Raw genomic sequence first — 25,017 nt, forward strand, 5'->3', positions numbered from 1 at the left:
AAAGCGCCGGTCCCAGGAGTCCGGGACCAAGTCCTGAGACGGCAGATGAAAAAAAGCTTATCTCGATGGGAAAAGGCTTATAATGGTGATCAAGCATCCGCAATACATACAGGCAATTTCGCGAGGAGAAAACGATGGAGCAAAAAGTCACAGGCGTTCACGAAGCCTATCAGCTTGCGCAAAACTATATCAACCGGCTGGCGCCCGATGAGAATATCTTCTATCACGCCTGGGTCTGCCACCGCTACTATATTTTCGACTTCCTTCCCGTGAAATTAGACCCCGGGAATCTGACTGCACCAAATGATAAGAAGACGGGTCTTCTCGCCTCTTTGTTCCACGGCAAAGAGGTCGGTTCCGCGGCCGGCAAGGGAGGTCAGCTCCTGGCCACCGGGGACGGCTACACTGCTTTTAGCTACGGCAAGTTCGGCCCTGTCTTGGTGGAGAAGTCCTCCGGCGAGTGCTTCATCCACCCCCTGAATGATCTCAAGGGCCTTGACCACTACCGGACTCTGATCGAACACGCTAAGACGATCAGCGTCAGCGAGGACCGGCTGTCAGAGGGGGATGGACCGGCAGATTGAGGTCGACTCGGCCCTCAGGGAAAGCGCACCCGGTATTTCCATCTGCCCTCCTCTCTCCGGAGGGTCATCTGCCCCCGATCCATCGTGCGATCGATGGGACAGCCCCTTTCTTTCATCCGCTTTAGGGCCTCTTTGCCCGGATGCCCGTAATGATTTCCGGCCCCGGCGCTGATCCAGATCAGATCCGGCTGAAAGTCCTTTAGGATCTCTTTTCCGTTGGCCCCGTTGCTCCCGTGATGTGATGCCTTATAGAGGCGAAAGCCCTCCTCATTCTGATCGCAGATCGTGTTTTCCCTCCGCAGGAGAGCTTGTTCCTGCTCGGTCCCGATATCCCCGGCGCTAAAGACCCTAAGACCCGGCATCGCTATGGACAGGATCAGGCTGTTTTCATTGGCCCCTCTGGCAGACCGGTCCTCTGCCGGACCCAGACACCGCACCGAAAGGCAGCCGCTCTCCCCCGCCTTGCATCCCGGTCTGAGGCAATCTCCCCGATCTAGAAGCAGGATCTGACATCTGTTTTCCCTTGCCAATTTCACAAGCCTCTCATAGGCGGCATTTCTCCCGTCGTTCGCACGGGGCATATTGACGGAGAAGACCAGATATTGAATGGGATACCGGTCGCTCAGGGCTTCCTCCAGACCACTGATGTGGTCTAAGTCCGTGTGGCTTACGAACCAGTAGTGAATCTTCCGAATCCCCCTCGCCTTGAGAAAAGGGAGGATTCTCTGCTTGCCGACCCGGTCGATGCTGGTCGATCCGCCGTCAATCATGTAGTGTCCCCCTCTCCCGTCGCAGAAATAGAGCCCGTCCCCCTGACCGATGTCCAGCATGGTAAACTCTGCCCCGGCCCGATCCGAGAGGCCGGCGGACCAGAGGATGGGAAGAAGGATCAGGAGGGAGGCCAGAGCGCATCCAAGGATTTTCTCCCGAATCCTCTGTCGCGGAGCCCTCCTGAAGGAGCATCCGGCTCTTGCCCTGGTCTGTCCCCTCCGGCAAATCCTGTAGACGAGATAGAGAAGGAGGCCGTAATAGAACAAAATCAACCAGACGGGAGGCTTTCCGCTGATTATCCTTGCCAGGGGAAGGCGAAGGCTTAGGTCAGAGCTCCACTCATAGAAATAGAGAAGACCATGACAGAGCCTCAGACAGAGACCGGAGAAGAGGGAGGGAATCGCGAGTCCCGGGACAAGACCCAGGAGTCCTCCCAGAAGGCCGCTTCCAAGGACCAGACCCAGAAGAGGGATCAGGAGCAGATTCAAAAGGATTACATAGGATGCGATCTCGCTGTAATAGAAGGCAGTCAGGGGAAGCAGGACCAGCTGAATTCCCAGGGCTAAGATGATCCGGCTTAGGATGCGGTCTGCCAGATTTGCCTGGTATTGACCGGATTCCCCCTGATTCACTCGATTCCAGGGCAGCTGCCTCGGGCGCAGCCGATAGAGCCTGTGCCGTCTCTCTTCAAATCTCCTTGCGCAGGATGACCTGTAGGCCTCCTGCAGGGGTCTTGCCACAAGCAGGAGCCCAAGAATCGCCGTAAAGGAAAATTGAAAACTCAGATCTCCCAGGGCCATGGGATTTTGCGCAAGAATGACAAGCCCGGCCAGAGCCAGCGCGGACAGAGAATCATATGCCTCTCCCAGACAGTGTCCAAGAATCAGCAGGAGGTACATCAGTACCGCCCTCCTGGTAGAGACGGCACTTCCGGTCATGCGCCCGTAGGCGATAATGATCAGGGCCGATAGGACAGAGGCAAAGGGCAGGGGCAGGCGCGCTATCCTTAAGAGACGAAGCAGGACTGTGCCCAGAAGAAACACATGGAGCCCGGAGATAGCCAGGAGATGGGATATGCCCGACCGGGAAAAGAGGTCCCGCAGCTCTTCGTCCAGGCCGCTCCTTGCGCCCAGAACCATGGCCGAGAGGAGACCTCCCTCTTCTGCCGGAAGTTCCCTCCGAAAGACCGTCTCGAGCTCCAGCCGAAGGCGATCGAGCCCCTGTACCAGCTTCCAGTAGGGATGACTGCTTCCCCGTGTGAGCCAAACCGGCCTCTCGGCTCTCCATAGATGTCCATAGATCCCCCTGGCGTACTCATAGGCTCTCTGGTCGAAATTCCCCTCATTGGACGCGGGCGGAGCAAAGGAATAGGATCCCCTGACCCGGATTTCATCTCCGGGATCCGGATTGATGTCGCTCTCCCCTTCGGATCTCGCCGGAAAGTCCAGATAGACCGACCATAGCCGGTCCCCCTTCTTGTCCTCTTCTCGCTCACAGATCCGGGTCTCGCCCAGCAGAACCCTAAGCCCCTTCTTCCTTTTCTCAAGGGCGTAGACCCTGCCTCTGACGGTAATTTCCTGCCCCTCGGACAGAATCGCTTCCACTCGCTGCCGGTGGTCCAGGAAGACGCGCCCTCGCGCCAGTCCGACCAAAAAAAGCACACAAATAAGAAGAACAAGCCTTGAATTCATCCGCCTGTTCCAATCCGGCTGTATTCGGATTCCAAGACCTGCTGCGCAGCAGAAAACCATAAGTGCGAGCGGGATGATCTTGTATGGAAGAGCCCACCAGGCAGTGAGAATGCCTGCGATCAGACTCATGAACATGATGACCAGGGGCCTGGCTCTCAGCATAGGCCACCTCCTTGCGCCTATTTGGCGCCGGAAGTCACCAGATCGAAGTTGGGTGTATAGGCATTGGACAGCTTGTCCCCGCGGAAGAGGGAATTCATCTCCCCATTAATAGCGATTTGTACACTGGATATGTTCCCCAGCTCACAGAGGGAATTGACAATCGAGTAGATGACCACCTGCTGGGAGATCTTATCCGTAGCATTGAGAAAATTCTCGCTCAGATTCAGATAGCAGACTCCCCGGTCCACATTGACATTGAGCAGCTTGGTGCTGTCCGGAATGGGACTGATGGCCTCATCCGCGCGAGGACTTACCATCAGATATTCTATCACCAGCTTCTCCGGTGAAAGATTGCTGTTGTAATATATCTCCCGATTCTCTCTGACCAGACTCTGCCCGTCCTTGCTGGCATAGTAGAGGGTGAAATTTCTGCGAACCATAGCGTCCTCGGCATCCCCTCCGAAATCCATGAAGGTATCCGCGTTCATGGCGCCGACTTCGCTGCCGTCGGCATGGGTCAGAGCCTTGCCCTGCACCGTAAAGGTCACGGAAGTGATGTCCTCTATCTGCAGGAGGGTCTTCACAATGGCAGAGCGCATGAGAACCTCATTGGGACCGGTGACTTTGTCATAGGCCGCGTTAAAGTCTAAGAAGAGGTGCCCCCCATCCATGTGGTAAGAGATAATCTCCAGATCCTGCGGCATGACACTGACTTCTTTCGACCGGTCCGGAGCCTCCTTCAAGGCGGTCAGAAGTTCCCTGATCTGTTCATCCCTGTTCCCGGCCGCAAGCCGGTGAGGACTGGTCTTCAGAGCATTGCCGGCCACATTCATATAGTAGACCTGACGCTCTCCTGTCTTCCGGCCGCAGGCCGTAAGGGGGCCCAGGGCCAGAGCCAGGATCAGAACGAAAGTGACCGCTTGATTCTTGAAATTCACTCTCATTCTTTGCTCCTCTCATCCCGGGATTCATCCGCCCTCTCGGCAATGACATTCTCCTCGGGATCCACAATATAAGTCAGGGGAATTCGAACATCGAAGGTCGTACCATGTCCCGGATCGGAGGCCACGCGGATCTCCCCCTTGTGCATGCGGATGGAATTCTGGGTGATCGCGAGTCCGAGCCCGGTTCCGCCGATCTCCCTGGAATGAGACTTGTCCACTCGGTAGAAACGCTCGAATATCCGATCCAGAGAATCCTCAGGGATTCCCACACCGTTGTCCTCAACCGTCACATAGCAGTACTGGTGGTCGGCATTGAGAGAGACATGGACCCAGCCGCCCGGATTATTGTACTTGACCGCATTCTCAACCAGGTTGGAGATCGCCAGAGAGAGCTTGGTCTCATCGATTTCGCAGAAGACCGGCCGGAAGGACTCGAATACCAGCTCCACTTCCTGCCGGTCTGCAATCGGGCGGATCCTGCGCAGGATGGATTCAATCAATTCATTCATGTTGACCGAGGCAATGTTCATTGTGATTCCGGTCTTGTCCAGACGCACCAGAGAGAGCAGGTCGTTGATGATCTTCGTCTCCCTGTCGATCTCATGACTCATATCCTGCATGAACTCCTGATAGAGCTCAACAGGGGCTCCCTCCATGCTGTTGATGGAGTCCGCCAACACCTTCATTGAGGTCAGGGGCGTCTTCAACTCGTGAGAGACATTGGAGACAAATTCCTGCCTGGAAGCCTCCACCGTCTGCATCCGGTCCAGAAAATCATTGAAATGTCCCGCCAGTTCCTCCGCCTCGGAATAGTCCAGCTCCTTCATTTCCGCTGAGGAGCTGCCGTTCCTGGCCTTGTCCAGGGTCTCGGCAATGGTCTTAAGCGGGCGGATGGCATAGGTTGCGGTCCCGACTGCAAGAGCCAGGAGAACCAGTCCCAGGAGAACAAAACCGATGATTCCGGGAGCAGTCATCTGATCCAGAGACTGGTTCATGTAATCCATCGACCGGACCACCATGAGCACACCGCGCACAGGCGCATTCGAATCCGTCGAGTTTCGGATGGGCAGGGTGACCGTCAGGAAATTGTTCTGCCTGTCGTAGTAGTTGAGTGTCTCTCCCTTGAGGGAGCGAATCGCATTCTCCCAGACCAGTGTCCGCCCGGTGTCAATGCCGTTGGTGTCCTTGATGACCCGAAGGGTATTGTCGATCACCAGAATGCGGCCGCCGTAGATCTGACGGACTGTATCCAGCTGACTGTTGATCTCCGTGTCCGAAGGGTCAGACAAATAGTCCTTGGCGAGAATTCCTCCCGTAAGGACCTGCATCTGCGAGTGAACTTGTATTTCTTCGGTTGAAATGGTGTTCTGCCGATAGGTGTAGAGATAGAGATAAAAAGCGACCGTATAGGGAATCAGGCCCGCCAATAAAATGATAAGAATCAGGCGCAGCTTCAGCCTGTGAAATTGATTCCGGAGTCGTTGAAAAGCATTCATGAAACTAGTATAGCAAGGAAAAAATCAGGGGGCAACGATCATTCCGTGTCAAATTCAGTTTTGAAAATAATAACCCACCCCCCACTTGGTGAGGACGTATCTGGGTTCACTGGGATTGGGCTCGATCTTCTCTCTCAGCCGGCGGATGTGCACATCCACCGTTCTTGCGTCCCCGGGATAGTCATGGCCCCAGATCGTGTGAAGAAGCGCCTCTCTGGAGTAGACCTTGCCCGGATGGTTGACCAGGAGCAGGAGCATGTCAAATTCCTTGGAGGTCAAATTAATATCCTCTCCCGCAATCCTTAAGTTCCTGCGGTCAATATCCATGCTGACCTCTCCGGAAGTCACCGTGTTGTCGTGATCCTCCTCCGGTTCCTGACTCTTGGCCCGGCGCAGGATGGCCTTGATTCTGGCCTTGACCTCCAGAATATTAAAGGGCTTAGTAATATAATCATCCGCCCCGTACTCCAGGCCCATGATCTTATCCATATCATCGCCCTTGGCCGTGAGCATGACGATCGGCACATTGGAGAACTCGCGGACGGCCCGGCAGACCTCAAAGCCGTCCATCTTGGGCAACATGACATCCAGAAGGATCAGGTCATAGTCTCCCTGCCGGATCATATCCAAGGCCTCCCGGCCATCATAGGCGCAGTCGACCTTCATCTCATCCTGCTCCAGAGAGAAGCGGATCCCCTTCACGATCAATTTTTCATCGTCGACCACTAAAACCTTCTTGGCCATCTCATACCTCAATTCACTGTGATCCTGTCCTTGATCTTGGCGTAGGCCGCCTCCTTCAAGCCCGGGATCTTCATGATATCTTCTTTTCTGGCAAATGCCCCGTGCTTCTTTCGGTAGCTGATGATCGCATCCGCCTTGCCGGCTCCGATGCCCGGCAGAGTCATCAGCTGGTCTCTTCCGGCCCGGTTGATATTCACCTTGCCCGCCCGGTCGGGGGCTTCCGGGCCGACTCCTTGCACCGGATCTTCCTGCGACGCATCTCTTTGATCTCCCTGTCTCGGAATCCGGTACATGGCTCCGTCTTCCAGCAAGACGACCTGATTGACCCGGTCGGAATCCGCATCCTGACAGAGGCCGCCCGCAAGCGCGATCAAGTCCTTCAACCGGCTTCCCCGGGGAAGGGGGTAGACACCGGGGCGCTCCACCGCCCCCTGAATCTGAACCCAGATGGCATTGGCATCTGCTTTTTTATCCTCCGGATCTGCTTTTTTATCCTCCGGATCCGCCTTTTCCTCTTTCTTCTCTAATTCTCTTGACTGCAGGAAAGACTGGTTTTTGCAGGCAGATAGACTCAGAGTCGTAAGAAGAAGTCCTAGGACAAGATATTTTCGTATTTTCATCACACACCTCCCCGGAGGTGCCCGATGCGTCATCTACGTCAAATATTGTAACGAAAATGAGATATATTAGCAAGAAATGCCCATGCCGTCGGTCTATGGGCCTATGGGCAGTGTGACACAAATTCCTTGACCTGACCCACGAAATAGAGGGACCCAAAGAGGACCAGAGGGGCGGCCTGTCCCTTCTCCTCCCTTCTCTCACAGATGTCAAGGGCCAGGTCCAGGGCCTCTGGCACAGAATCCGCCTTTCGGGCATGGATGCCCCGCGCCCGGCTCAGCCGGACCAGGTCTTCTCCTCTTAAGCCTCTCCTGTTCTCCACGGTCACAGCGACCACTTCCCCCGCCAGGGGGAGAATCTTCTCCAACATGGATCTGTAATCCTTGTCGGCCAGGACTCCGATGATAAAGACGCAGGCCCCCCCCGGATAGAGCCTGGCAATACTCTCCGCCAGAGCATCCACCCCCTGCGGATTGTGGGCGCCGTCGATCAGAAACTGCCTTCCCCTGTAGCAGATCCTCTCCATGCGGCCCGGCCAGCTGACCCGGGCCAGGCCGCGGCGAAGGCCCTCCGCAAAACAACCGGTCTCCGCGCTCTCTCCCCGGATCACCCCCATTTCACGCAGGAGCTTTGCCGCCAGAATGGCGCAGGCCCCGTTTCCAAGCTGAAAATCCCCCTCCAGGGCCAGGTCCTCTCTCATCAGCCCGTAGTCTGCGAAGACTTGTTCTGCGCCCTCCCTGGTCAGCTGGCGAAAGGGAATCTGCATCCGCCGGCAATCCCGCAGGATCACCCGGCTGGCCGCCTCTTCCATAGGACCCAGAATACACTGTGTCCCCGGGCGGAGAATTCCCGCCTTATTGGCTGCGATCTCCTCTAAGCTGCCTCCCAGAATTGCCGTGTGATCCAGACCGATGCTTGTGATCAGGCAGATCAGGGGCGTCACGTCACAGGCCCTGGTGGAGTCGAATCTCCCCCCCAGTCCGGTCTCAAGGATCGTGACATCGCAGGCCTGGTCCCGATAATAAGAGAGTCCCATGCCGAGGCAGATGTCAAACATGGTGGGGGACAGGTCCATGGGAAGAGCGAGGATCTCCTCGCCCAGCCGCAGGACGTCCTCATCCGAAATCTCCCTCTCTGTCACGGGTCTTCCGGCCTTTGGATCCGAGGATCTGCCCGGATCCTCCCCCGGCTCGAGAATGCGGATTCTCTCATTGAACCGGACCAGGTGGGGTGATGTGAAGAGGCCTACCCGAAGGCCCAGAACCGCCAGGATAGACGCCAGAATGGCCGCTGTCGACCCCTTCCCGTTGGTCCCGGCGATATGGATGATCTTCTGTCCTCTCTCCGGGTGTAAGAGGCGATCCAGCATTTCACAGGATACCTGGTAACCTGTCGCCTCGCCGAATCGCCTCATTGACTCAATCTTATTCACAATTTCCTGATAGAACATCTTAACCTGCCATAATCACTCCGCCGTCATTGGCATACATGGTAGAGACCCCGGCGGTGTTCAGAATCAGTATTTCCTTGAAATGCGCCATCTTCTCGACCTGGGCCCTGACCATCTGCGCCCGCTCCGGACAGTTGCAGTGAGAGATGGCCAGGATGCGGTTCTGTGGATCGGGCGTCGCCTCAATGAGGCAGCGGACCATCTTGTTCAGGGCCCGCGTCATCCCCCGCTCCTGCCCCAATTTCTGAATGGACCCCTCCTCCGTAGATCCCATGACGGGCTTGATATTGAGTGCCTTGATGATCGTCGCCGCGAGGCCTGAGAGACGGCCGGCCTTGCGCAGGGTCTCCAGAGTCTCCAGGACGAAGAAAGTGTGCTCTTGCTCAATATAGGCCTGGGTCTTCTCCACAACCTCTTCAAAGGGCAGACCCGCCTCCTCCAATTCCGCAATCTTAAGGCCGATCAGGCTCTCTCCGACAGAGGCGGACTTAGAGTCAAAGACATGGATCTTCTTGTCCCCTCCATGCTCCTCCTCATAGAGTTCCCTGCCGAGGCTCGCGCTGGCGTAGGAGCCGGACAGCTTGGAAGAGAGAGTGACAACATAGATGTGGTCCGCAGCCTCCTCCATCAACTTCATATAGGCGTCCGGAGAGGGGCAGGCCGACTTGGGCTCACCGGAGCTGGCCGCCACCTTGGCCAGAAAATCCTGCTGATTGAAGCGGTCATCGTCTATAATCTCCTCATTGTCCACACGAAGGATCAGGGGAATATTCACGAAATGCCCGCTGGCCTTCATCTGATCTGACAGCTCTCCGCAGGAATCAATTAAAATCTTATACATCCTCTGCCTCCTATACTGAACGCGGGGATTATCAAGCTAATACCATAGACTGGATTTATTCTACAACAGATTCGCCAAAGAAAAAAGAGAAGCGGCTTGCCGCTTCTCCGGCTTGCTGCTTCTCCTCTTCATTCACACAAGAGAATCCGATTCATTCCACAACTGTGACATCGACCGCCTGGGGCCCCTTGTCGGAATCCTCAACCTCGAAATCAACCCTAGCTCCCTCTTTCAGGGTCTTAAACCCCTCCATGTTGAGCTTGGAAAAATGCACGAAAACATCCTTGCCAGCCTCATCAGAGATGAAACCGTACCCCTTACGGTCATCAAACCACTTTACTGTCCCTTTTGCCATTCCTATACCTCCATACAAAAACTATGTCAGAACAGAATACTCCAACAGGGTGAGGATAGCACAATCTGCGAAAAATTGCAATAGTTTTCACACAATTCTAAGCATTTCAGGCGAGTTCTGACCAATCCAGATAATTTTTTGACAGGAAGTCACAAACCCAGCGATCCCATCTCCGGTCCAGGCTCTTGTCCCTTGTGAAGACATGATAGGAAGACCCGGTTATCAACTGCAAATTCCCCTCCCGGTAGATCAGATTCATGGCCAGGGCATCCACATCCTTCGGATTGATTCCATTGCCTTCCTCCTCTGCCAGCTGCCGGACCAGGCCCGGAGGTGCCAGGAAGACGAATTTGAAGTAGGCGGGCGTCTTCTTTCCCGTGATCGCCTCCAGACAGATTTTGCGCAGACGGCCATAGGGCAGACACCGATAACCGGCCTTGCGCAGGGTCTCCCATTCATCCTCGGAATAAAAGTCCCGAATGAGGTGTCCGTCGAGAACCAGGCCAAAGGAGGAGCGAATCGTCGCCTCAGCCAGGGGAAACTTGTCCCATTGCTCCTCCAGAAGCAGGCTGTGCATGATCTTGGCCTGGCTGGGAAAGCACAAGGCAATCATAGCTTCTTCTCTCTCTTGATCTTGGACAGGATGTCATCAATCACACCGGTTCCGTCTTCAAACACTCTGGACACCCTGGAAATCGTCGCAGTAGAGGCCTTGGTCTCCTCCTGGATATCCAGATAAGTCCTGCCCTCATCCAGCATTTTCGCCACATGATAGCGCTGTTCCATCGACCGCATCTCATGGTCGGAGCAGACATCCTTGAAGAACTTAAAGCACTCCTCCGGCGTTCTAAGCAGCAGAATAGCCTCATAGATCTCCATCTCATGAGGCCTCTTGGGAGCTCTTGCCATGTTCACAATCCTCCGCGCTTTCTCGCCTTGTCGCCCGGCAATCTCTCCTCCTTCTCTCCCGAAGCCGAGGAATCCCTATCCTCCCTCCGGACGAAGGTGTCTTCGCTCCTATGCAAGACCCCCTCCTTGTCATCGTCGACTGCGATCCTCTTTTTCTCTGCCCTTGTCGGCAGGGCCTTGGCCTCCTGCGGAGCGGCAATTCCGCTGTGGTCAATCCGCTTCCAGCTTCTGACCGGGTGCACCAGGGCAATCACCGAGCAGATGCTGTAGAAGAAGAAGAAGACCGGCATAGAGAGCAGGGCCGGCATAAAAGCCCGGATATCCCGGTGATAGAAGTAGCGGATCATACAGATGAGGACAATCTCCGTTCCGATCAGGATCAGGGCAAGCCCCCAGAGCGCCAGACTTGGAAAATACCAGAAGGTCAGGGGAACCATGATCAGGTTGGAGAAGAAAGCGACAAAATTGGCCGGCCCCAGGAGCAGAAGCATCAGATTATCCGTCGTGCGTCTTCGATAGGGCTCCTCCTTTGAAATCTTAAGGGCATTCATCCAGGCCCCCATATAGCGGCGCAGAATCTGATAGGACCCCGTGCACCAGCGAATCAGCTGCCGGAAGAGAACCCTGACTTCAGAGGGCTGCTCGTCAAAGCACACCGCCTCCAGGCAGAAGGCCACCCTCCTTCCCGCCAGACACTGCTGCACCGAGAATTCCACGTCCTCCGTGAGAGAGGATGTCCTCCATCCGGCCGACAGGACTTCCTTTCGAACCGCAAAGCCTGTACCGGTCAGGAAGGCGGAGAGCCCCATTTTCTGTCTGGGATAGGAGAAGAGGAAGGAGTAGACCATCCAGTAAATCGCGAACCACTTGGTGACGAAGGTCTTATAGGGGCCGCCGCCCAGGCGGTTTCCCTGCACAATCTCCTCTCCCGCCTGCAGCATATCATTGATATGAATCAGATAATCATCCCGGACAATGTTGTCCGCGTCAAAGAAGGCAAAGGCATCGATCGTCTCCCCATACTCCCGGAGAATGCGTCGTATGCCCCAGGCCAGGACATCGCCCTTGCCCCTGGTGGGGCCGTCCGACCGCTCCATCACAACGACATTTTCAAATGTTGCTGCAACCCGGGCCGTTCTGTCCGTGCAGTGGTCCGCCAGGACAAAGATCTGTATCTTATCCTTGGGGTACTTCTGCTGTAAGAGGCTGGTCAGGAGTTTGTCAATGACCGCCTCCTCATTTCGCGCGCAGACAATAATCGCAAACCGATCCTGTCCCTCTGCGGGCTTATAAAGCTTCTTTCTGCGGCTTAAACCCCAAATAGCCACAAAAGCCAGCCAAATGCTGGGAATCACTGCCAGAAATTGTATCAGCAGCACAATTATTCCTTCAATACGGGGCATGCATCTTCCTCACTGGACCATTTCAAAAAGCAATTGATAGGCCCTATTATATCGGATCCCCCGCAAGTACTCTATTAAACTTATCTTAATTTTTTGTAAGGCAGGTCCCGGCGTCTGCTGTAACCCTCTTGTTTGAATGTCCTTTTATTGCCGAATCTTCTTCCGACGGCTTTCACCTTGCAATTGCAGGAGGCGGGCAATCAGAACTCCGATCACCGCGCAGGATGCGGCAGGTATTCCCCACACGCAGCAATAATCCACCGCAAGCCATATCAAAAGAGCAAGAATCGTTCCCGCAATCATCAATTTGCTCTTGAGCTTACTTGACATCCGGGCAATCAAAAAGAACAGAAGCGCAATGCCTGCCGTTTCCAGGATCAGATTGAAAGTTGCGTTGTAGGTATGACTTGCAAGCTCAAGCGCCCATCGTCTTGCAAATTCATACAGGATGGATAAACATAGTATTCCTATACACATGATACCGTCTAGCATAGGTCTCCTTTCACGATAACAAATCCGTTCAATTTTTTGTTATCTCTTAAATATAATTATAATTGCCGGAATAAAAATATCTATCTGCATTTTTATCATATTTTTATTTTGTTCTTTGTTTATTATGTTGTTTTTCGCATAAGCCTTACGGTTTTCCACACAAAAAGACCGGTCTCCGAAGGAAGAACGGTCTCATATCATGCAAAGCTGAAAGTAAGGCGATAAGCCGGGTTATGTCTGGTGTGATCATCTATCTAGGACGACTGTTGCCAGCCGCCTCAAGCAACCAACCTGGAGCTGGCGGGCCGCGTCATCGCTCCTGCTTGGTCTTGCTTCGGATGGGGTTTACATGGCTACGACTGTTGCCAGCCGCACGGTAGTCTCTTGCACTGCCTTTCCACCCTTACCGGGTTGTCTCCCGGCGGTATATTTCTGTTGCACTGTCCTGGGAGTCGCCTCCACCGGCCGTTAGCCGGCATCCTGCCCTGTGAAGCCCGGACTTTCCTCTCCCGTATTCTGAGGTTCGACAGAGCCTCCCTCTTGGCAAGATCTGACGCCGAAACCGGCTCTCTTGCATACGGCAGCGATCACATGCCTTACTTTCAGTCCAGTATTATACCCTGACAAAAGGCCATCCCGCAAGTGGGAAGCCCCCGGCTATACCCGGCTATACCCGGAAGCAGCTGCCCCCGATAAATTCCCGGATCAGAGAATTATTGGCGATATCCTCGGTCGGTATGGCAAGGAAATAGTCCAGCAGCTTGAGCAGGCGGTGCGCCTCCGCATAGGCAGGGTCCTCCTTCTCAATGGCATAGAGCAGGGGCTCCGCATAGAGTTTGAGCACGCCGATCTCATAGATGAGGGCGGAATTGAACATCTCATCCGCCATTTCCTGGAAGGGAAAGATCCCGCTCTCCTCCCCCCGGCGGACCGAATCCCACATGGCAATCGTATCCGCCGCAGACGTCCCCCGAGTCCTCGCGTCCCGGACAATCCGGCGCAGAAGCCTGCCATCCGTCGTCGACAGGGGGTTGTGCTCGTCAATTCCGAGCTGGGTCAGGGCGGAAATATAGATCTTGTACTTCATAGAGGCCGGAATGGAGTAAGAGAGCCGGTCATTTAGCCCGTGAATCCCCTCAATCAGAAGGATATCCCTCTCTCCCAGCTCCATATACCTGGAGTGGTATTCCCGCTTCCCTGTCGTGAAATTATACTCCGGCAGGAGAACCCGTTTCCCGGCAAAGAGGTCTGTAATATTGCGGTTAAACAGCTCGATGTCCAGAGCCTCAATGGCCTCAAAGTCTTTCTCCCCCTTGTCGTCCAAAGGCACCTGGCTTCTTCCGCGGTAGTAGCTGTCCAGGGGGAAGGGATGCGGGGTGAAGCCCCTGGCCATCAGCTGGGTCCCCAGGCGGTGGGAAAAGGTGGTCTTGCCGGAGGAAGACGGCCCGGCGATCATGACGACACGCCGACCGGTGTCAATGATACGGGAAGCAATATTCCCGATCTGCTCCTCCATCAGGGCCTCCTGGGCCAGGATAATCTCCCGGATTCTCCCCGCGGCGATAGCGTCATCCAAGGCTCCCACGGACGGTATATTTAGTCTGGCCGACCAGTTGCCGGACTTCTCCTGCACATCGAAGAGTTTCATCGCCGGCTCAAAATCAGCCACCTTCTTCCCTTCCTTGTAGGGAAAGAGGATCATAAATCCATCCGCAAATATCTGCAGGTCAAAGTACTTGAGCAGGCCAGTCGATGGGATCATATAGCCATAGAAATAGTCGCTGATCCCGTCCAGGTCATAGAGATTTGTGTGGGAGTCCATCCGATAGCGAAGGAGGCTTACCTTATCGCTCAGTCCCTCCCTGCGAAAATACTCCCTTGCCAGGTCTGTCGCGACAGACCGCTTGATGATCGGCCGGTCTTCTACGACAAGCTGCAGCATCTGCTCCTTGAGTTCTTCAAGCATCCGGGGCTCAGGATACGAGAGGAGCCTGTATTCTCCCTCCTCCCGGATGTAGATATGGCAGAAGTAGCCCTGTCCCAGTGAATGCTCCACACGGATGTCGATATGCCCTTTGGGGGCAAGCCGGTCTGCCGCGGCCTGCATGAGGAGAATGAGGCTCCTTCGATAAGCCCGGCGGCCGTTCTTGTCCACACTGGTCAGAAATCGGATCTTCTCTCCCTCCCCGGCCACATAGTTGAGTTCCCGCAGATGGTGGTCAACCTCCGCAAGGACTATATCCTCCCCGTAGACCTGCGGTCTTCGTTCCTGTTCTTCCCTCGCAATCTCCAGCAGGGTCGTCCCCTCCGGATACTGCAGCTGCTCTCCCTCTATCTCGATTCGCATACGTCTTCTCCCCCCTGATCTCTTTTCATCAGCTACACGGACTCGCAGCGGCGCAAATGGCAATCAGACCAGCCAGACCGGCTCTCTCATGGGTTCTGTCAGCACATCTACCTGCGCCAGCTGGGCTCTTAATGTCATGGCCATGTGTTCGATGAAAATATGCTCGATCCCATAGTGACCGGCGTCGATGACGGCCAGCCCCTGCGCCACCGCATCAATCCCCGTGTGATGGTCAATATCTCCGGAGACATAGGTATCAGCGCCGGCCTCCAGGGCCAGGCCAAGCTCCGACTTCCCTGAGCCCGGACAGATGGCCACCCGGTGCACCTCCCGCTCCGGATCCCCGAAGACGCAGACATGAGACAGACCGAAGGCCTCTTTGACCCGCTTCGCGTAGTCGCGCAGATTGGGTGCGATCGCGTCCCCGGTCTCCCCCACCTTGCCGATTCCCATGGAAGTGCTGATCCGAATCGGTGAAATGGCATCCGTTCCGTCTCCCGCCGCCTCGACAGCATCAATGTCGCTCCCGTCATAGCTGACGTCCAGGGTCTTAAGTCCGGTCATGCCCAAGGTATCTGCCGCCAGATCCCCCATTTCACAGACATCATAGTTGGTGTGCATGGCGTAGTAGGCGATCTTATGCTTGATCAGCTTCATAATCCGCCGCCCCACGAAATCATCTGCTGTCACAGACCGGATCGGCGAATAGAGCATGGGGTGATGTGTGATAATCATGTCCGCGCCCGACTCAACCGCGTGGTCGATCACCCGGTCAGTCGCGTCCAGGGCGATATAGATCCGGTGGACATCCCAGTCGAAATCCCCCAGCAGAAGGCCCACATTATCCCATTCCAAGGCGGCCTGACGGGGAATGCGTTTTTCAATCTTATCTGTAATTTCTCTGACTTTCATCTTTGCCTCTTCAAAATGCGCCGGCTTGGCGCCATATTAGATTCGCTCTTTGATTCGAAAAAGAGTCTTTTGATTTAAATCCAGGCGAAGCAAGATCTCTTCCCTCCGCCCGGACCGGCCCTCGGGCAAATGATCCAGGATCTTTGCGAGAAGTTCTGCCTCCCTCTTCAAATAAGCTGCCAGAAGGGGGTGACCCTGATCAATCAGGAGCTTCCCATAGGCCAGTTCTTCCGGAGTCCAGGGCACTTGCCTCCTGCCCTCCCCCTGATAAGAGATCCTGGCGAGCGGATACCACTTTCCGTCCTCCTCGACCAGGTCTTCCGCGAGTGTGACAAAGCCCCGATCAAGCAGCCATGCCCTAAGCATGGGCAAGTCCGACTGTGGGCCTAGAATGATTTGCCCGGCCGCCCTGGCCGCATCCAGATCCGCCTCCAGGATCTTTCGGATCAGGTTTCCCCCCATCCCGCTGATCAAGATCGCCTCTGTCTCCCCGGGGCGGTAGTCCTGCAGACCGTCGGAAAGACGGCTCTCGACCCGGTCTTCCATCCCCGCTTCTGCGATATGCTGTCTGGCCCGCTTCAGGGGGCCGGGTCGGATGTCCATGGCAAGGGCCCGCCGGACCCTGCCTGATTCAACCAGAAAGAGGCTCAGATAGGCGTGATCGCAGCCCACATCCGCCAGGCTCTGGCAGGGGACAACCAGGTCTGCCAGGGCCCGCATCCGCCTCGATAACTTGACCGCCATACTTACTCCAGATAGTCCTTGAGCTTGCGGCTCCTGGATGGATGACGCAGCTTGCGCAGGGCCTTGGCCTCAATCTGCCGGATCCGCTCGCGCGTCACATTGAACTCCCTGCCGACTTCCTCCAGGGTGCGTCCCCTGCCGTCCTCCAGACCGAAGCGCAGGATCAGAACCTTGCGCTCACGCTCGGTCAACGTATCCAGGACCTCGCCCAACTGCTCCTTGAGCAGGGTGAATGTAGCCGCCTCCGCGGGGACGGGAACATTCTCGTCCTGGATGAAGTCACCCAGATGTGAATCTTCCTCCTCCCCGATGGGGGTCTCCAGGGAGACCGGTTCCTGGGAGATCTTCAGGATCTCGCGGACCCGGTCCGGGGTCGTCTCCATCTCCTTGGCGATTTCTTCCGGCACCGGTTCTCTGCCCAGTTCCTGCAGCAGCTGACGGCTGACGCGAATCAGCTTATTGATGGTCTCTACCATATGCACGGGAATTCGGATGGTTCTGGCCTGATCTGCAATGGCACGAGTGATCGCCTGGCGGATCCACCAGGTTGCATAGGTCGAGAACTTATATCCCTTGGTATAGTCGAATTTCTCGACCGCCTTGATCAATCCCAGGTTCCCCTCCTGAATCAGGTCGAGAAAGAGCATGCCTCGGCCCACATAGCGCTTGGCAATCGATACCACCAGGCGCAGGTTGGCCTCAGCCAGTTTCTGCTTGGCCCGCTCGCCGACCGCGGAATCATTCTTTAAGATTTTGATCTGGGCCTCCAGCTTCATGACATCCTCTTCGGACAAGTCGCCGGATCGGATCTCCTCACGCAATAGCTCAATCTGCTCATCGGCCTTGAGGCCTGCCTCCATCTTCTGTGCGAGATCTACCTCTTCCTCCGCAGTCAAAAGCTGCACCTTGCCGATCTCCTTCAGGTACATCCGAACCGGATCATCGATATTCACCGCATCCGTACTTGTGGTCAGAGCCGCAATGTCGACTTCCGGCTCCTTATCCTCTTCCTCATCGTCATTTTCTTCGATCAGCAGATCTTCCTCTAGGCTCAGATCATCCTCGTCCATCTTGAGCACATCGACGCCGGACTGTTCCAGGTAGTCCTGAATGATGTCCATCTTGTCCTCATTGTCCTTAAACTCCGGAAAAGCCTCCTCCAGCTCGGCGTAGTCCAGGATATTCTTCTTGCTCTTGCCCAGATCCACCAGGTCTCCCAGGCGACTGTACATCTCTGCAGCGGTCACCTCGCTGCTTCCCTCATTCTCCGCCTGCGCTTTCGATTTTGAATCATTCTTGTCCTGCTTGCCATCCGTCTTGGCGGCCTTTGTGGCCTTAGCAGACTTTGCTGTCGTGGCGGACTTAACTGACTTGGCTGGCTTGACCGACGTCTTCTCGGTCTCCTTCTCCTTAGTCTCCTGCTCCTTAGCCTCCTTCTCCTCGCTGTCATCCTCGGCTGCCTTTGTAGTCTTGGAAGACTTTGCTGGTTTGGCGGACTTAGCTGACTTAGCGGGCCTGGCCGTCGTCTTCTTGGCCTCCTTCTCCTTAGTCTCCTTCTCCTCGCTGTCAGCCTTTTCTGTCTTGGCTGCCTTTGTGGCCTTGGCAGACTTTGCTGTCGTGGCGGGCTTGGCTGACTTAGCTAACTTGGCTGGCTTAGCCGTCGTCTTCTTGGTCTCCTGCTCCTCGCTGTCAGCCTCGGCTGCCTTTGTGACCTTAGCAGACTTTGCTGTCGTGGCGGGCTTGTCTGACTTGGCAGACTTGGCCGTCGTCTTCTCGGTCTCCTTCTCCTTAGTCTCCTGCTCCTCGCTGTCAGCCTTGACAGGCTTGGTAGACTTTGTGGTCTTGGCGGGCTTGGCTGACTTTGTCGTCTTGTCAGCCTCGGCGGGCTTGGTGGACTTGGCTGGCTTAGCCGTCGTCTTTTTGGCCTCCTCCGGCTTGTCTGCGGCTACCGCAGTTCCTTTTGTCCCAGTCTTTTTGACCTTTCCCTTCTCGCCGGTCTTAGCCTTCGTCTTCTTTACCTCCTGCTCTGCGGTCTCCTTGCCTCTTGCGTCCTCAGTCAGCTTCTTGCTTGCCATCTTATCTCCTCTTCTTTTCATTCAGGTCGATGCTGATATGCTTCATCTCCTGTAATTTTTTCTTCTCCTCAATCATTTCTGTCAGAAAGTTGGGATCCGCTGTGTTCCCCTTCTCTCTCTTACGGTCCATGGCTGCCCGCTTGATCCGAAAGAGGATCTCCTTTAAGGCCTTGCTTTGATCGGTACGCTCTGTCAGCCCGCCGACCGTAGTGTTGAATATCTTGACGACCTCCCGCTGGGTCTCCTCGTCCTCCTCCTGAAAACGGTCCATAATCCGGGCGGGGTGAACTTCTCCCTCTTCAGCCTGGCTCCAGACCTCTCCGGCCACCTGCCGGTAGATCCCTTCCTCGAAGTCCTCCGGTCCCAGGTAGGCCTTGATCGCCCGGTAGACGGCCGGATCTCCTGTGATCCAGGTCAGAAGCAGTCTCTGCGACTGGCGCACCCCCCTCTCCCGGGGTTTTCCTCTTTCTCTCGCCCCGCCTTGCATCACCCGGTCAGGGGACAAGTCCATGCCCGGATCATAGCCTCCATTGGCCTCTCTGTAGGCGGCTTCCATCTCATCCTCTGCCTCCGCATAAGCATCTGCCATGGCAAAGCTACCGGCCGTCCTCTTTCTCTTTTCCATCAGAAGCCCCTCACAGGAAGCCATTCGAATCACCAGCTGATTGATCGAATCGGCACTTCTGTGATATTTGTCTGCGACCGCCCTGATATAATTGCTTCGCTCAATCTCCTCCGGAAAATGGCTGATCTGCAGGGCAACCTCTTTGAAGAACTCCGCGTTCGACTCCGGATCATCCATCTGATAATCCCTCTCCAACATGCGAATGCTGAACATGAAGGCGTTCTCCGCCTCCTCGATCCGCTTCTCATAGGCCGCCGGTCCCAGATTTTTCATAAACTCATCCGGATCCTTATAGGGCTGCATATTGATCACCTTGCAGCGGATTCCCGCATTCTTCAGAATGGGAATGGCCCGCAGGGCGGCCTTGACACCGGCTTGGTCGGAATCGTATGACAGATAGACCTGCCTTGTATAACGCCCTAAGATCTGCGCATGTCCCTCGGTCAGAGCCGTCCCCAGAGAGGCGACCGTGTTGTCGAAGCCATTCTGATGCATGGAGATCACATCCATATAGCCCTCGCAGAGGATCATCTGCTGGCGGCGGGTCTTCTTGGCCAGGAAGAGTCCGAAGAGGGTCCGGCTCTTGTTGAAGATCATAGTCTCCGGGGAGTTTAAATACTTGGGTTCTCCCTCTCCCATGATGCGACCGCCGAAGGCAATGACCTTGCTCCTTTGATCCATAATCGGAAAGATCGCCCGGTTCCAGAACCTGTCATGCGGCCCCCTTCTCTCATGAATGGCAATGAGGCCGGAGTCGACCAGATCGCGATCCTCATAGCCTTTCCCTTTCAGATAGCGAAAGAGCGCATTCGAGTGGCTTCCCGTGTAGCCGAGTCCCCAGGCTTGCATGGTCTCCTCGGTCAGTCCCCTACTCTTGAAATAGTCCCTGGCAGCTGCTCCCTCCTCGCTTCGCAATAGGGCGAAATAAAACTTCGCCGCCTCCCGGTTGATCTCAAGGAGCAGGCTTTTCTTGTCGGCTCTGGCCTGTTCCTCTCTGCTCATCTGCCGCTCGGGAAGGACAATACCGGCTCGGTCTGCCAGGCTCTTTACAGCCTCCGGAAAGGTCATATTCTCATACTTCATCAGGAAGTTATAGACATTACCCCCCGCGCCGCAGCCGAAACAGTGGTAAAACTGATGGCTCTGATTGACGTGGAAGGACCCCGTCTTCTCGTTGTGAAAGGGACAGAGGCCCACATAGCCTGATCCCGTCTTCTTAAGTCCCACATACTGACCTATGACATCGACAATATCATTGGCCTCCCGGACCTGCTCAATTATTTCATCTGAATAATATGGCACGATAACTCCTTAATATCCGTCCACCTCCCAGGCCTTGGGCAGGAAGAACTCGCTGAACTTCGTCACCGCGTACTGGTCTGTCATACCGGAGATATAGTCACATATAATCCGTCCCCTGTCATCTCCGGTCCGCTCTGCAATCCTGCGGTATTTATCGGGAATCTCTTCAAAATGATTTGTGTAATACTCATAGAGCATCTTCAACATCCGTTTGGCTTTGACCTCTTCCGACTTGGCCACGGGATTCGTGTAGAGACTCTGGAACATGAATTTGCGCAGGTCCAGAAGGGCCTGCCAGATCTCATCGGACATGCAGATCTCGTCTGTGTTCCGGCTTGAGATGATCACATTGTGGATCATAGTATCCAGCCGGTCCTTGGCTGTCTGTCCCAGGGTCCTGCGCAGGTCTGCCGGAATATCCTCCTCATGGAGGATCTCGGCCCGGATCGCGTCATCAATGTCGTGGTAGACATAGGCGATCTTATCGCAGAGCCGGACAATCTTCCCCTCCGGTGTATGGGGCATCAGAGAGGTCTGGTGGTTTCTGATCCCGTCTCTGACTTCCCAGGTCAAGTTGAGCCCCTGCCCGTCTTTCTCCAGGAGATCAACCACCCGCACGCTCTGCTCATTGTGGCGAAATCTGCCCGGATAGACCTCATTTAGGGCCCGCTCCCCGGCATGTCCGAAGGGCGTATGTCCCAGATCATGTCCCAGAGCAATTGCCTCTGTCAGGTCTTCATTCATCCGAAGCGCTTTGGCGATTGTCCTCGCATTCTGAGATACCTCCAGGGTGTGGGACATCCGGGTCCTGTAGTGGTCACCCAGCGGCGTCAGAAAGACCTGGGTCTTGTTCTTCAGACGGCGGAAGGCCTTGGAGTGAAGGATGCGGTCACGGTCTCTCTGAAAGAGGGGGCGGATATCACAGGGCTCCTCCTCCCTCTCCCTTCCCCTGGAATCCACATTATGAGTGGCATAGGGGCTTAGAATTTCTCCCTCTAGAAGTTCCATCTCCTGGCGGATGTTCATCTGGTCTTTCCTCCCGGGCAGTGCCTCTATCTTCTTATTCCGGACAAGTTCTTCTTTTCCTTCTCCGAATGCAAAAGAAAAAGACCGACGCCTTTGCATCGGTCTTCTTCTTACTTGGCAACATCACTGACACGAGACTCTCGAACCAAGTTGACCTTGATCTGTCCGGGATAGTCCAGCTCGCTCTCAATTCGCTTTGCGATATTGCGGGCCAGAAGGACCATGTCTGCATCACTGATCTGCTCGGGAACAACACTCACGCGAATCTCGCGGCCCGCCTGAATGGCATAGGCGTTGTCAACCCCCTTGAATTCCTTGGTAATATCTTCCAACTGCCGTAAGCGCTCTGTATACGCTTCCAAAGACTCGCGTCTTGCTCCGGGACGGGCTGCGCTGATGGCATCCGCTGCGGCGACAATCCACGCGACAAGAGACTCCGGCTCCACATCACCATGATGCGCTGCGATCGCATTGATGACAACCGGACTCTCCTTATACTTCTTGGCGAGTTCCACACCGATCTGCACATGCGTGCCGGTGATTCCCTCCTGATGGTCAATTGCCTTGCCCAGGTCATGCAAGAGTCCTGCTCGCTTGGCGACGCGAACATCAACGCCCACTTCCTGAGCCAGAAGACCGGACAACTGCGCGACCTCAACGGAGTGCTGCAGGGCATTCTGCCCATAAGAAGTACGATACTTCATGCGGCCTAAGAGTTTGATCAGATCCGGATGCAGGCCATGCGTCCCCACCTCAATGGCGGCAGACTCACCGGCCTCCTTCATGGCACTGTCTACCTCTCTGCTGGCCTTCTCGACCATCTCCTCAATCCTGGCGGGATGGATTCGACCATCCACGATCAAACGCTCCAGCGCAATTCTCGCGATTTCGCGACGGACGGGGTCAAAGGCAGACAGGACAACCGCTTCCGGCGTATCATCGATAATTAATTCCACCCCGGTCAATGTCTCTAGAGTCCGGATATTACGGCCCTCACGACCGATGATCCGTCCCTTCATATCATCATTGGGAAGCTGGACAACGGAAATCGTTGCCTCCGCGACATGGTCCACCGCGCATTTCTGAATGGCGGTCACCACGATTTCCCTCACCCGTTTGTTGGCCTCGTCCTTGGCCTGGGCGACGGATTCCTTCACGATCTTCGCAGCATCGATCTTGACATCTTCTTCGACAGTCTTCAGCAGATATTCCTTGGCTTGTTCTGAGGTTAATCCTGAGATTCGCTCGAGTTCTTGCAACCTCTTTGCGTTGAGCTCGGCCACTTCTTCCTTAGCCTTCTCAATGTTCTGCTCGCGGTCGTGCAGGCTCCGTTCTCTTCTGGCGAGAGCATCGGTCTTCTTGTCGATGTTCTCCTCCTTCTGCAGAATACGATTCTCAGAGCGCTGTACTTCTGCCCTGCGTTCGCGAATCTCCTTCTCCAACTCATTCTTGGTCTTCAGGGAGTCCTCCTTGGCCTCCAGGAGAGCCTCGCGCTTCTTCGCCTGGGCCTCGGTAACGGCCTCGTCGATGATCTTGCGCGCCTGCTCCTGAGCGCCGCTGATGGTCTCAGCATCCTGCTTGTTATGAATGGAGTTCGCAATCGCCAGGGTGACCGGAGCTACAACTACTAGGGTAATCAATACCGCAATGAAAATTGCAACCACGGGAGCACCTCCTTATGAAATTGTGATTGTATGCTTCAAAATGGACTATCCATAATGTTGTCTACAATATGTAAATCTTATTAGTTTCACACAAATTAGTCAAGAATCATCCATCTCCTGCAGGGCTTTCATGATCGCCGCAGACGAAAATCCCCGATAAGCCAAAAAGCGATAGAGCCTCCCCTTCTCCTTTTGATCAGCATGGGCGGCGACATAGTGCTTCTTTCGCAAGAGGGCTCTGATCTGTTCATCCTCAGAGGCCTCGTACTCCCGGTCCAGGACCTGATCGATCAGGTCTCGGTCAAATCCCTTTCGCAGGAGGTCCAGGGCAATCCGCCTCTTGCTCTTTTTCTCCTGCTGACAGCAGACATAGCTGGCCGCAAGACGGCTGTCATCCAGATAGCCTGCCTGCTTGACATATTCTATGGCCCGGCAGACGGCCTCCTCCGGGTAAGAAGCTGCCATGAGCTTGTCCCGCAGTCCCTTCTCTGAGTAGTCTCTCTGTTCCAGAAGCCGCATCGCCTTTCCGACAGCCCGGGGGGATAGGACTTCTCTGACGAGGAACTGATATTGGTCCTCTGACAGGACCTCTCCCTGCTTCAAGCCGTATTTACCGACTTCTCCCCGGTAAAGGAGAAAGTCTGTCCCCTGATCGAGACAGACCCTCTGCCGCCGGTTCCCCACCGGCTCAATGGATATGATCACAAAACTCACGCTTCTTCCTCATCCTCCCGGCCTGTCTCTTCCCCGAGGGCATAGTGGTCCCTGATCAGCCCCTCAATCTTGGCCATCAGGTCGGGGTGTTCCTCCAGATAAGTCTTGGCATTCTCCCTGCCCTGACCGATCTTCTCTCCCTCATAGGCGTACCAGGCCCCTGACTTATTGATGATGTCAATATCAACCGCCAGATCCAGGATATCACCGGACCTGGAGATTCCCTGTCCGAACATGATGTCGAATTCCGCCTGCTTGAAGGGGGGAGCCACCTTATTCTTGACAATCTTGACTCTGGTGTGATTGCCGATCACATCTCCCCCCTGCTTAATCGCTTCCGTCCGGCGGACATCCAGGCGAACAGAGGCATAGAACTTAAGGGCCCGGCCTCCTGTCGTCGTCTCCGGATTTCCGAACATCACTCCGATCTTCTCACGCAGCTGGTTGATGAAGATGACTATGCAGTTGGTCCGGCTGACCACCGAGGTCAGTTTGCGCAGGGCCTGAGACATGAGTCTGGCCTGCAGGCCCACATGGCTGTCGCCCATATCCCCTTCAATCTCCGCCTTGGGTACAAGCGCGGCCACTGAGTCAACAACAATAATGTCGACAGCGCCCGACCGAACCATGGTCTCTGCGATCTCTAAGGCCTGCTCCCCGTTATCGGGCTGTGAGATATAGAGATTATCAATATCGACGCCGATGTGCTTGGCATAGACCGGATCCAATGCGTGCTCCGCATCAATAAATCCGGCAATTCCGCCCCTCTTCTGGACTTCGGACACACAGTGGAGTGCCACTGTGGTCTTTCCTGAGGACTCCGGTCCATAGATCTCAATGATCCTCCCCTTGGGGAGGCCTCCGACCCCCAGGGCCAGGTCCAGACTGATAGACCCGGTGGGGACGGCCTCTACTTTCATGTGCTGGCCGCTCTCGCCCAGCTTCATGACCGATCCCCTGCCGTACTGCTTCTCGATATGTGTGATCGCCGCCTCCAGCGCTTTCTGCTTCTCTTCTCTTGCCTTCGCCTCTGCTGCCATGGTCTGCTCCTCTTGAACATTCGTTTGCGAACAGTTGTTCGAGTTTCTTGTTTATCTTAATGCTGTTTCAGATAGATGTCAACGGCATTTAAGCATTTCTATTCTCCC

At 55.2% G+C, this 25,017-nt stretch carries 22 protein-coding genes and 1 other RNA gene; 1 reads left to right on the plus strand and 22 read right to left on the minus strand.

Features of this window, described 5'->3' with window-relative positions:
• Nucleotides 1-134 precede the first annotated feature (134 nt).
• Nucleotides 135-584: a hypothetical protein gene (locus ACO5R6_RS01555; protein ID WP_485625418.1), complete on the plus strand. Its 450-nt coding sequence runs from the start codon at nt 135-137 to the stop codon at nt 582-584.
• Between the two features lie 14 nt (nt 585-598).
• Here ACO5R6_RS01555 and ACO5R6_RS01560 read toward each other — a convergent pair whose 3' ends face one another.
• The 22 genes from ACO5R6_RS01560 to recA form a co-directional block, all read right to left on the minus strand.
• The gene (locus ACO5R6_RS01560) at nt 599-3,208 is read right to left on the minus strand and encodes a ComEC/Rec2 family competence protein (RefSeq protein WP_485625419.1); all 2,610 of its coding nucleotides are present in this window, start codon (nt 3,206-3,208) and stop codon (nt 599-601) included.
• 17 nt (nt 3,209-3,225) lie between these two features.
• The gene (locus ACO5R6_RS01565) at nt 3,226-4,152 is read right to left on the minus strand and encodes a GerMN domain-containing protein (protein WP_485625420.1); all 927 of its coding nucleotides are present in this window, start codon (nt 4,150-4,152) and stop codon (nt 3,226-3,228) included.
• Entirely contained in the window at nt 4,149-5,648 is a 1,500-nt protein-coding gene (locus tag ACO5R6_RS01570) for a sensor histidine kinase (RefSeq protein WP_485625421.1), read from the minus strand. Before ACO5R6_RS01570 ends, ACO5R6_RS01565 begins: the two co-directional genes overlap by 4 nt.
• 54 nt (nt 5,649-5,702) lie before the next feature.
• Nucleotides 5,703-6,392, minus strand: a complete 690-nt coding sequence (locus tag ACO5R6_RS01575; protein ID WP_485625422.1) for a response regulator — start codon at nt 6,390-6,392, stop codon at nt 5,703-5,705.
• Nucleotides 6,393-6,400: 8 nt separating this feature from the next.
• A complete protein-coding gene (locus ACO5R6_RS01580; RefSeq protein ID WP_485625423.1) occupies nt 6,401-7,012 on the minus strand; it encodes a helix-hairpin-helix domain-containing protein in 612 nt (203 codons plus the stop codon).
• Nucleotides 7,013-7,113: 101 nt separating this feature from the next.
• A complete protein-coding gene (locus ACO5R6_RS01585) occupies nt 7,114-8,460 on the minus strand; it encodes a bifunctional folylpolyglutamate synthase/dihydrofolate synthase (RefSeq protein ID WP_485625424.1) in 1,347 nt (448 codons plus the stop codon).
• A 1-nt stretch (nt 8,461) separates the two neighbouring features.
• Nucleotides 8,462-9,301 carry a DegV family protein gene (locus ACO5R6_RS01590; RefSeq protein ID WP_485625425.1) on the minus strand — a complete coding sequence of 280 codons (840 nt, stop codon included), beginning with the start codon at nt 9,299-9,301 and terminating at the stop codon, nt 8,462-8,464.
• Between the two features lie 151 nt (nt 9,302-9,452).
• On the minus strand, nt 9,453-9,656 hold the full coding sequence (locus ACO5R6_RS01595; RefSeq protein ID WP_485625426.1) for a cold-shock protein: 204 nt from the start codon (nt 9,654-9,656) through the stop codon (nt 9,453-9,455).
• A gap of 106 nt (nt 9,657-9,762) precedes the next feature.
• Entirely contained in the window at nt 9,763-10,269 is a 507-nt protein-coding gene (locus ACO5R6_RS01600; protein ID WP_485625427.1) for a DUF5721 family protein, read from the minus strand.
• Nucleotides 10,266-10,565 carry a YerC/YecD family TrpR-related protein gene (locus ACO5R6_RS01605; protein ID WP_485625428.1) on the minus strand — a complete coding sequence of 100 codons (300 nt, stop codon included), beginning with the start codon at nt 10,563-10,565 and terminating at the stop codon, nt 10,266-10,268. The genes ACO5R6_RS01600 and ACO5R6_RS01605 overlap by 4 nt, the downstream gene beginning before the upstream one ends.
• A 2-nt stretch (nt 10,566-10,567) precedes the next feature.
• Nucleotides 10,568-11,944, minus strand: a complete 1,377-nt coding sequence (locus ACO5R6_RS01610) for a glycosyltransferase family 2 protein (RefSeq protein ID WP_485625429.1) — start codon at nt 11,942-11,944, stop codon at nt 10,568-10,570.
• Nucleotides 11,945-12,112: 168 nt separating this feature from the next.
• Complete coding sequence (locus ACO5R6_RS01615) at nt 12,113-12,460, minus strand: hypothetical protein (RefSeq protein WP_485625430.1); 348 nt, start codon at nt 12,458-12,460, stop codon at nt 12,113-12,115.
• A 206-nt stretch (nt 12,461-12,666) separates the two neighbouring features.
• Nucleotides 12,667-13,001, minus strand: an RNA gene (gene rnpB / locus ACO5R6_RS01620) — RNase P RNA component class A.
• Nucleotides 13,002-13,127: 126 nt separating this feature from the next.
• Nucleotides 13,128-14,807, minus strand: coding sequence for a uridine kinase family protein (locus tag ACO5R6_RS01625; RefSeq protein WP_485625431.1), 1,680 nt, complete (start codon nt 14,805-14,807; stop codon nt 13,128-13,130).
• A gap of 63 nt (nt 14,808-14,870) precedes the next feature.
• On the minus strand, nt 14,871-15,719 hold the full coding sequence (locus ACO5R6_RS01630) for a Nif3-like dinuclear metal center hexameric protein (RefSeq protein WP_485625432.1): 849 nt from the start codon (nt 15,717-15,719) through the stop codon (nt 14,871-14,873).
• 36 nt (nt 15,720-15,755) lie between these two features.
• The gene (locus ACO5R6_RS01635) at nt 15,756-16,463 is read right to left on the minus strand and encodes a tRNA (adenine(22)-N(1))-methyltransferase (RefSeq protein WP_485625433.1); all 708 of its coding nucleotides are present in this window, start codon (nt 16,461-16,463) and stop codon (nt 15,756-15,758) included.
• Between the two features lie 2 nt (nt 16,464-16,465).
• On the minus strand, nt 16,466-17,695 hold the full coding sequence (rpoD, locus tag ACO5R6_RS01640; protein WP_485625443.1) for an RNA polymerase sigma factor RpoD: 1,230 nt from the start codon (nt 17,693-17,695) through the stop codon (nt 16,466-16,468).
• Between the two features lie 844 nt (nt 17,696-18,539).
• The gene (dnaG, locus tag ACO5R6_RS01645) at nt 18,540-20,465 is read right to left on the minus strand and encodes a DNA primase (RefSeq protein WP_485625434.1); all 1,926 of its coding nucleotides are present in this window, start codon (nt 20,463-20,465) and stop codon (nt 18,540-18,542) included.
• Between the two features lie 9 nt (nt 20,466-20,474).
• Nucleotides 20,475-21,491: a deoxyguanosinetriphosphate triphosphohydrolase gene (locus ACO5R6_RS01650; RefSeq protein ID WP_485625435.1), complete on the minus strand. Its 1,017-nt coding sequence runs from the start codon at nt 21,489-21,491 to the stop codon at nt 20,475-20,477.
• 110 nt (nt 21,492-21,601) lie between these two features.
• Complete coding sequence (gene rny / locus ACO5R6_RS01655; protein WP_485625436.1) at nt 21,602-23,155, minus strand: ribonuclease Y; 1,554 nt, start codon at nt 23,153-23,155, stop codon at nt 21,602-21,604.
• Nucleotides 23,156-23,254: 99 nt separating this feature from the next.
• A complete protein-coding gene (locus ACO5R6_RS01660; protein WP_485625437.1) occupies nt 23,255-23,869 on the minus strand; it encodes a regulatory protein RecX in 615 nt (204 codons plus the stop codon).
• On the minus strand, nt 23,866-24,909 hold the full coding sequence (gene recA, locus ACO5R6_RS01665; protein ID WP_485625438.1) for a recombinase RecA: 1,044 nt from the start codon (nt 24,907-24,909) through the stop codon (nt 23,866-23,868). Before recA ends, ACO5R6_RS01660 begins: the two co-directional genes overlap by 4 nt.
• Nucleotides 24,910-25,017 lie beyond the last annotated feature (108 nt).

It is taken from the genome of Shuttleworthella sp., from assembly GCF_057251025.1.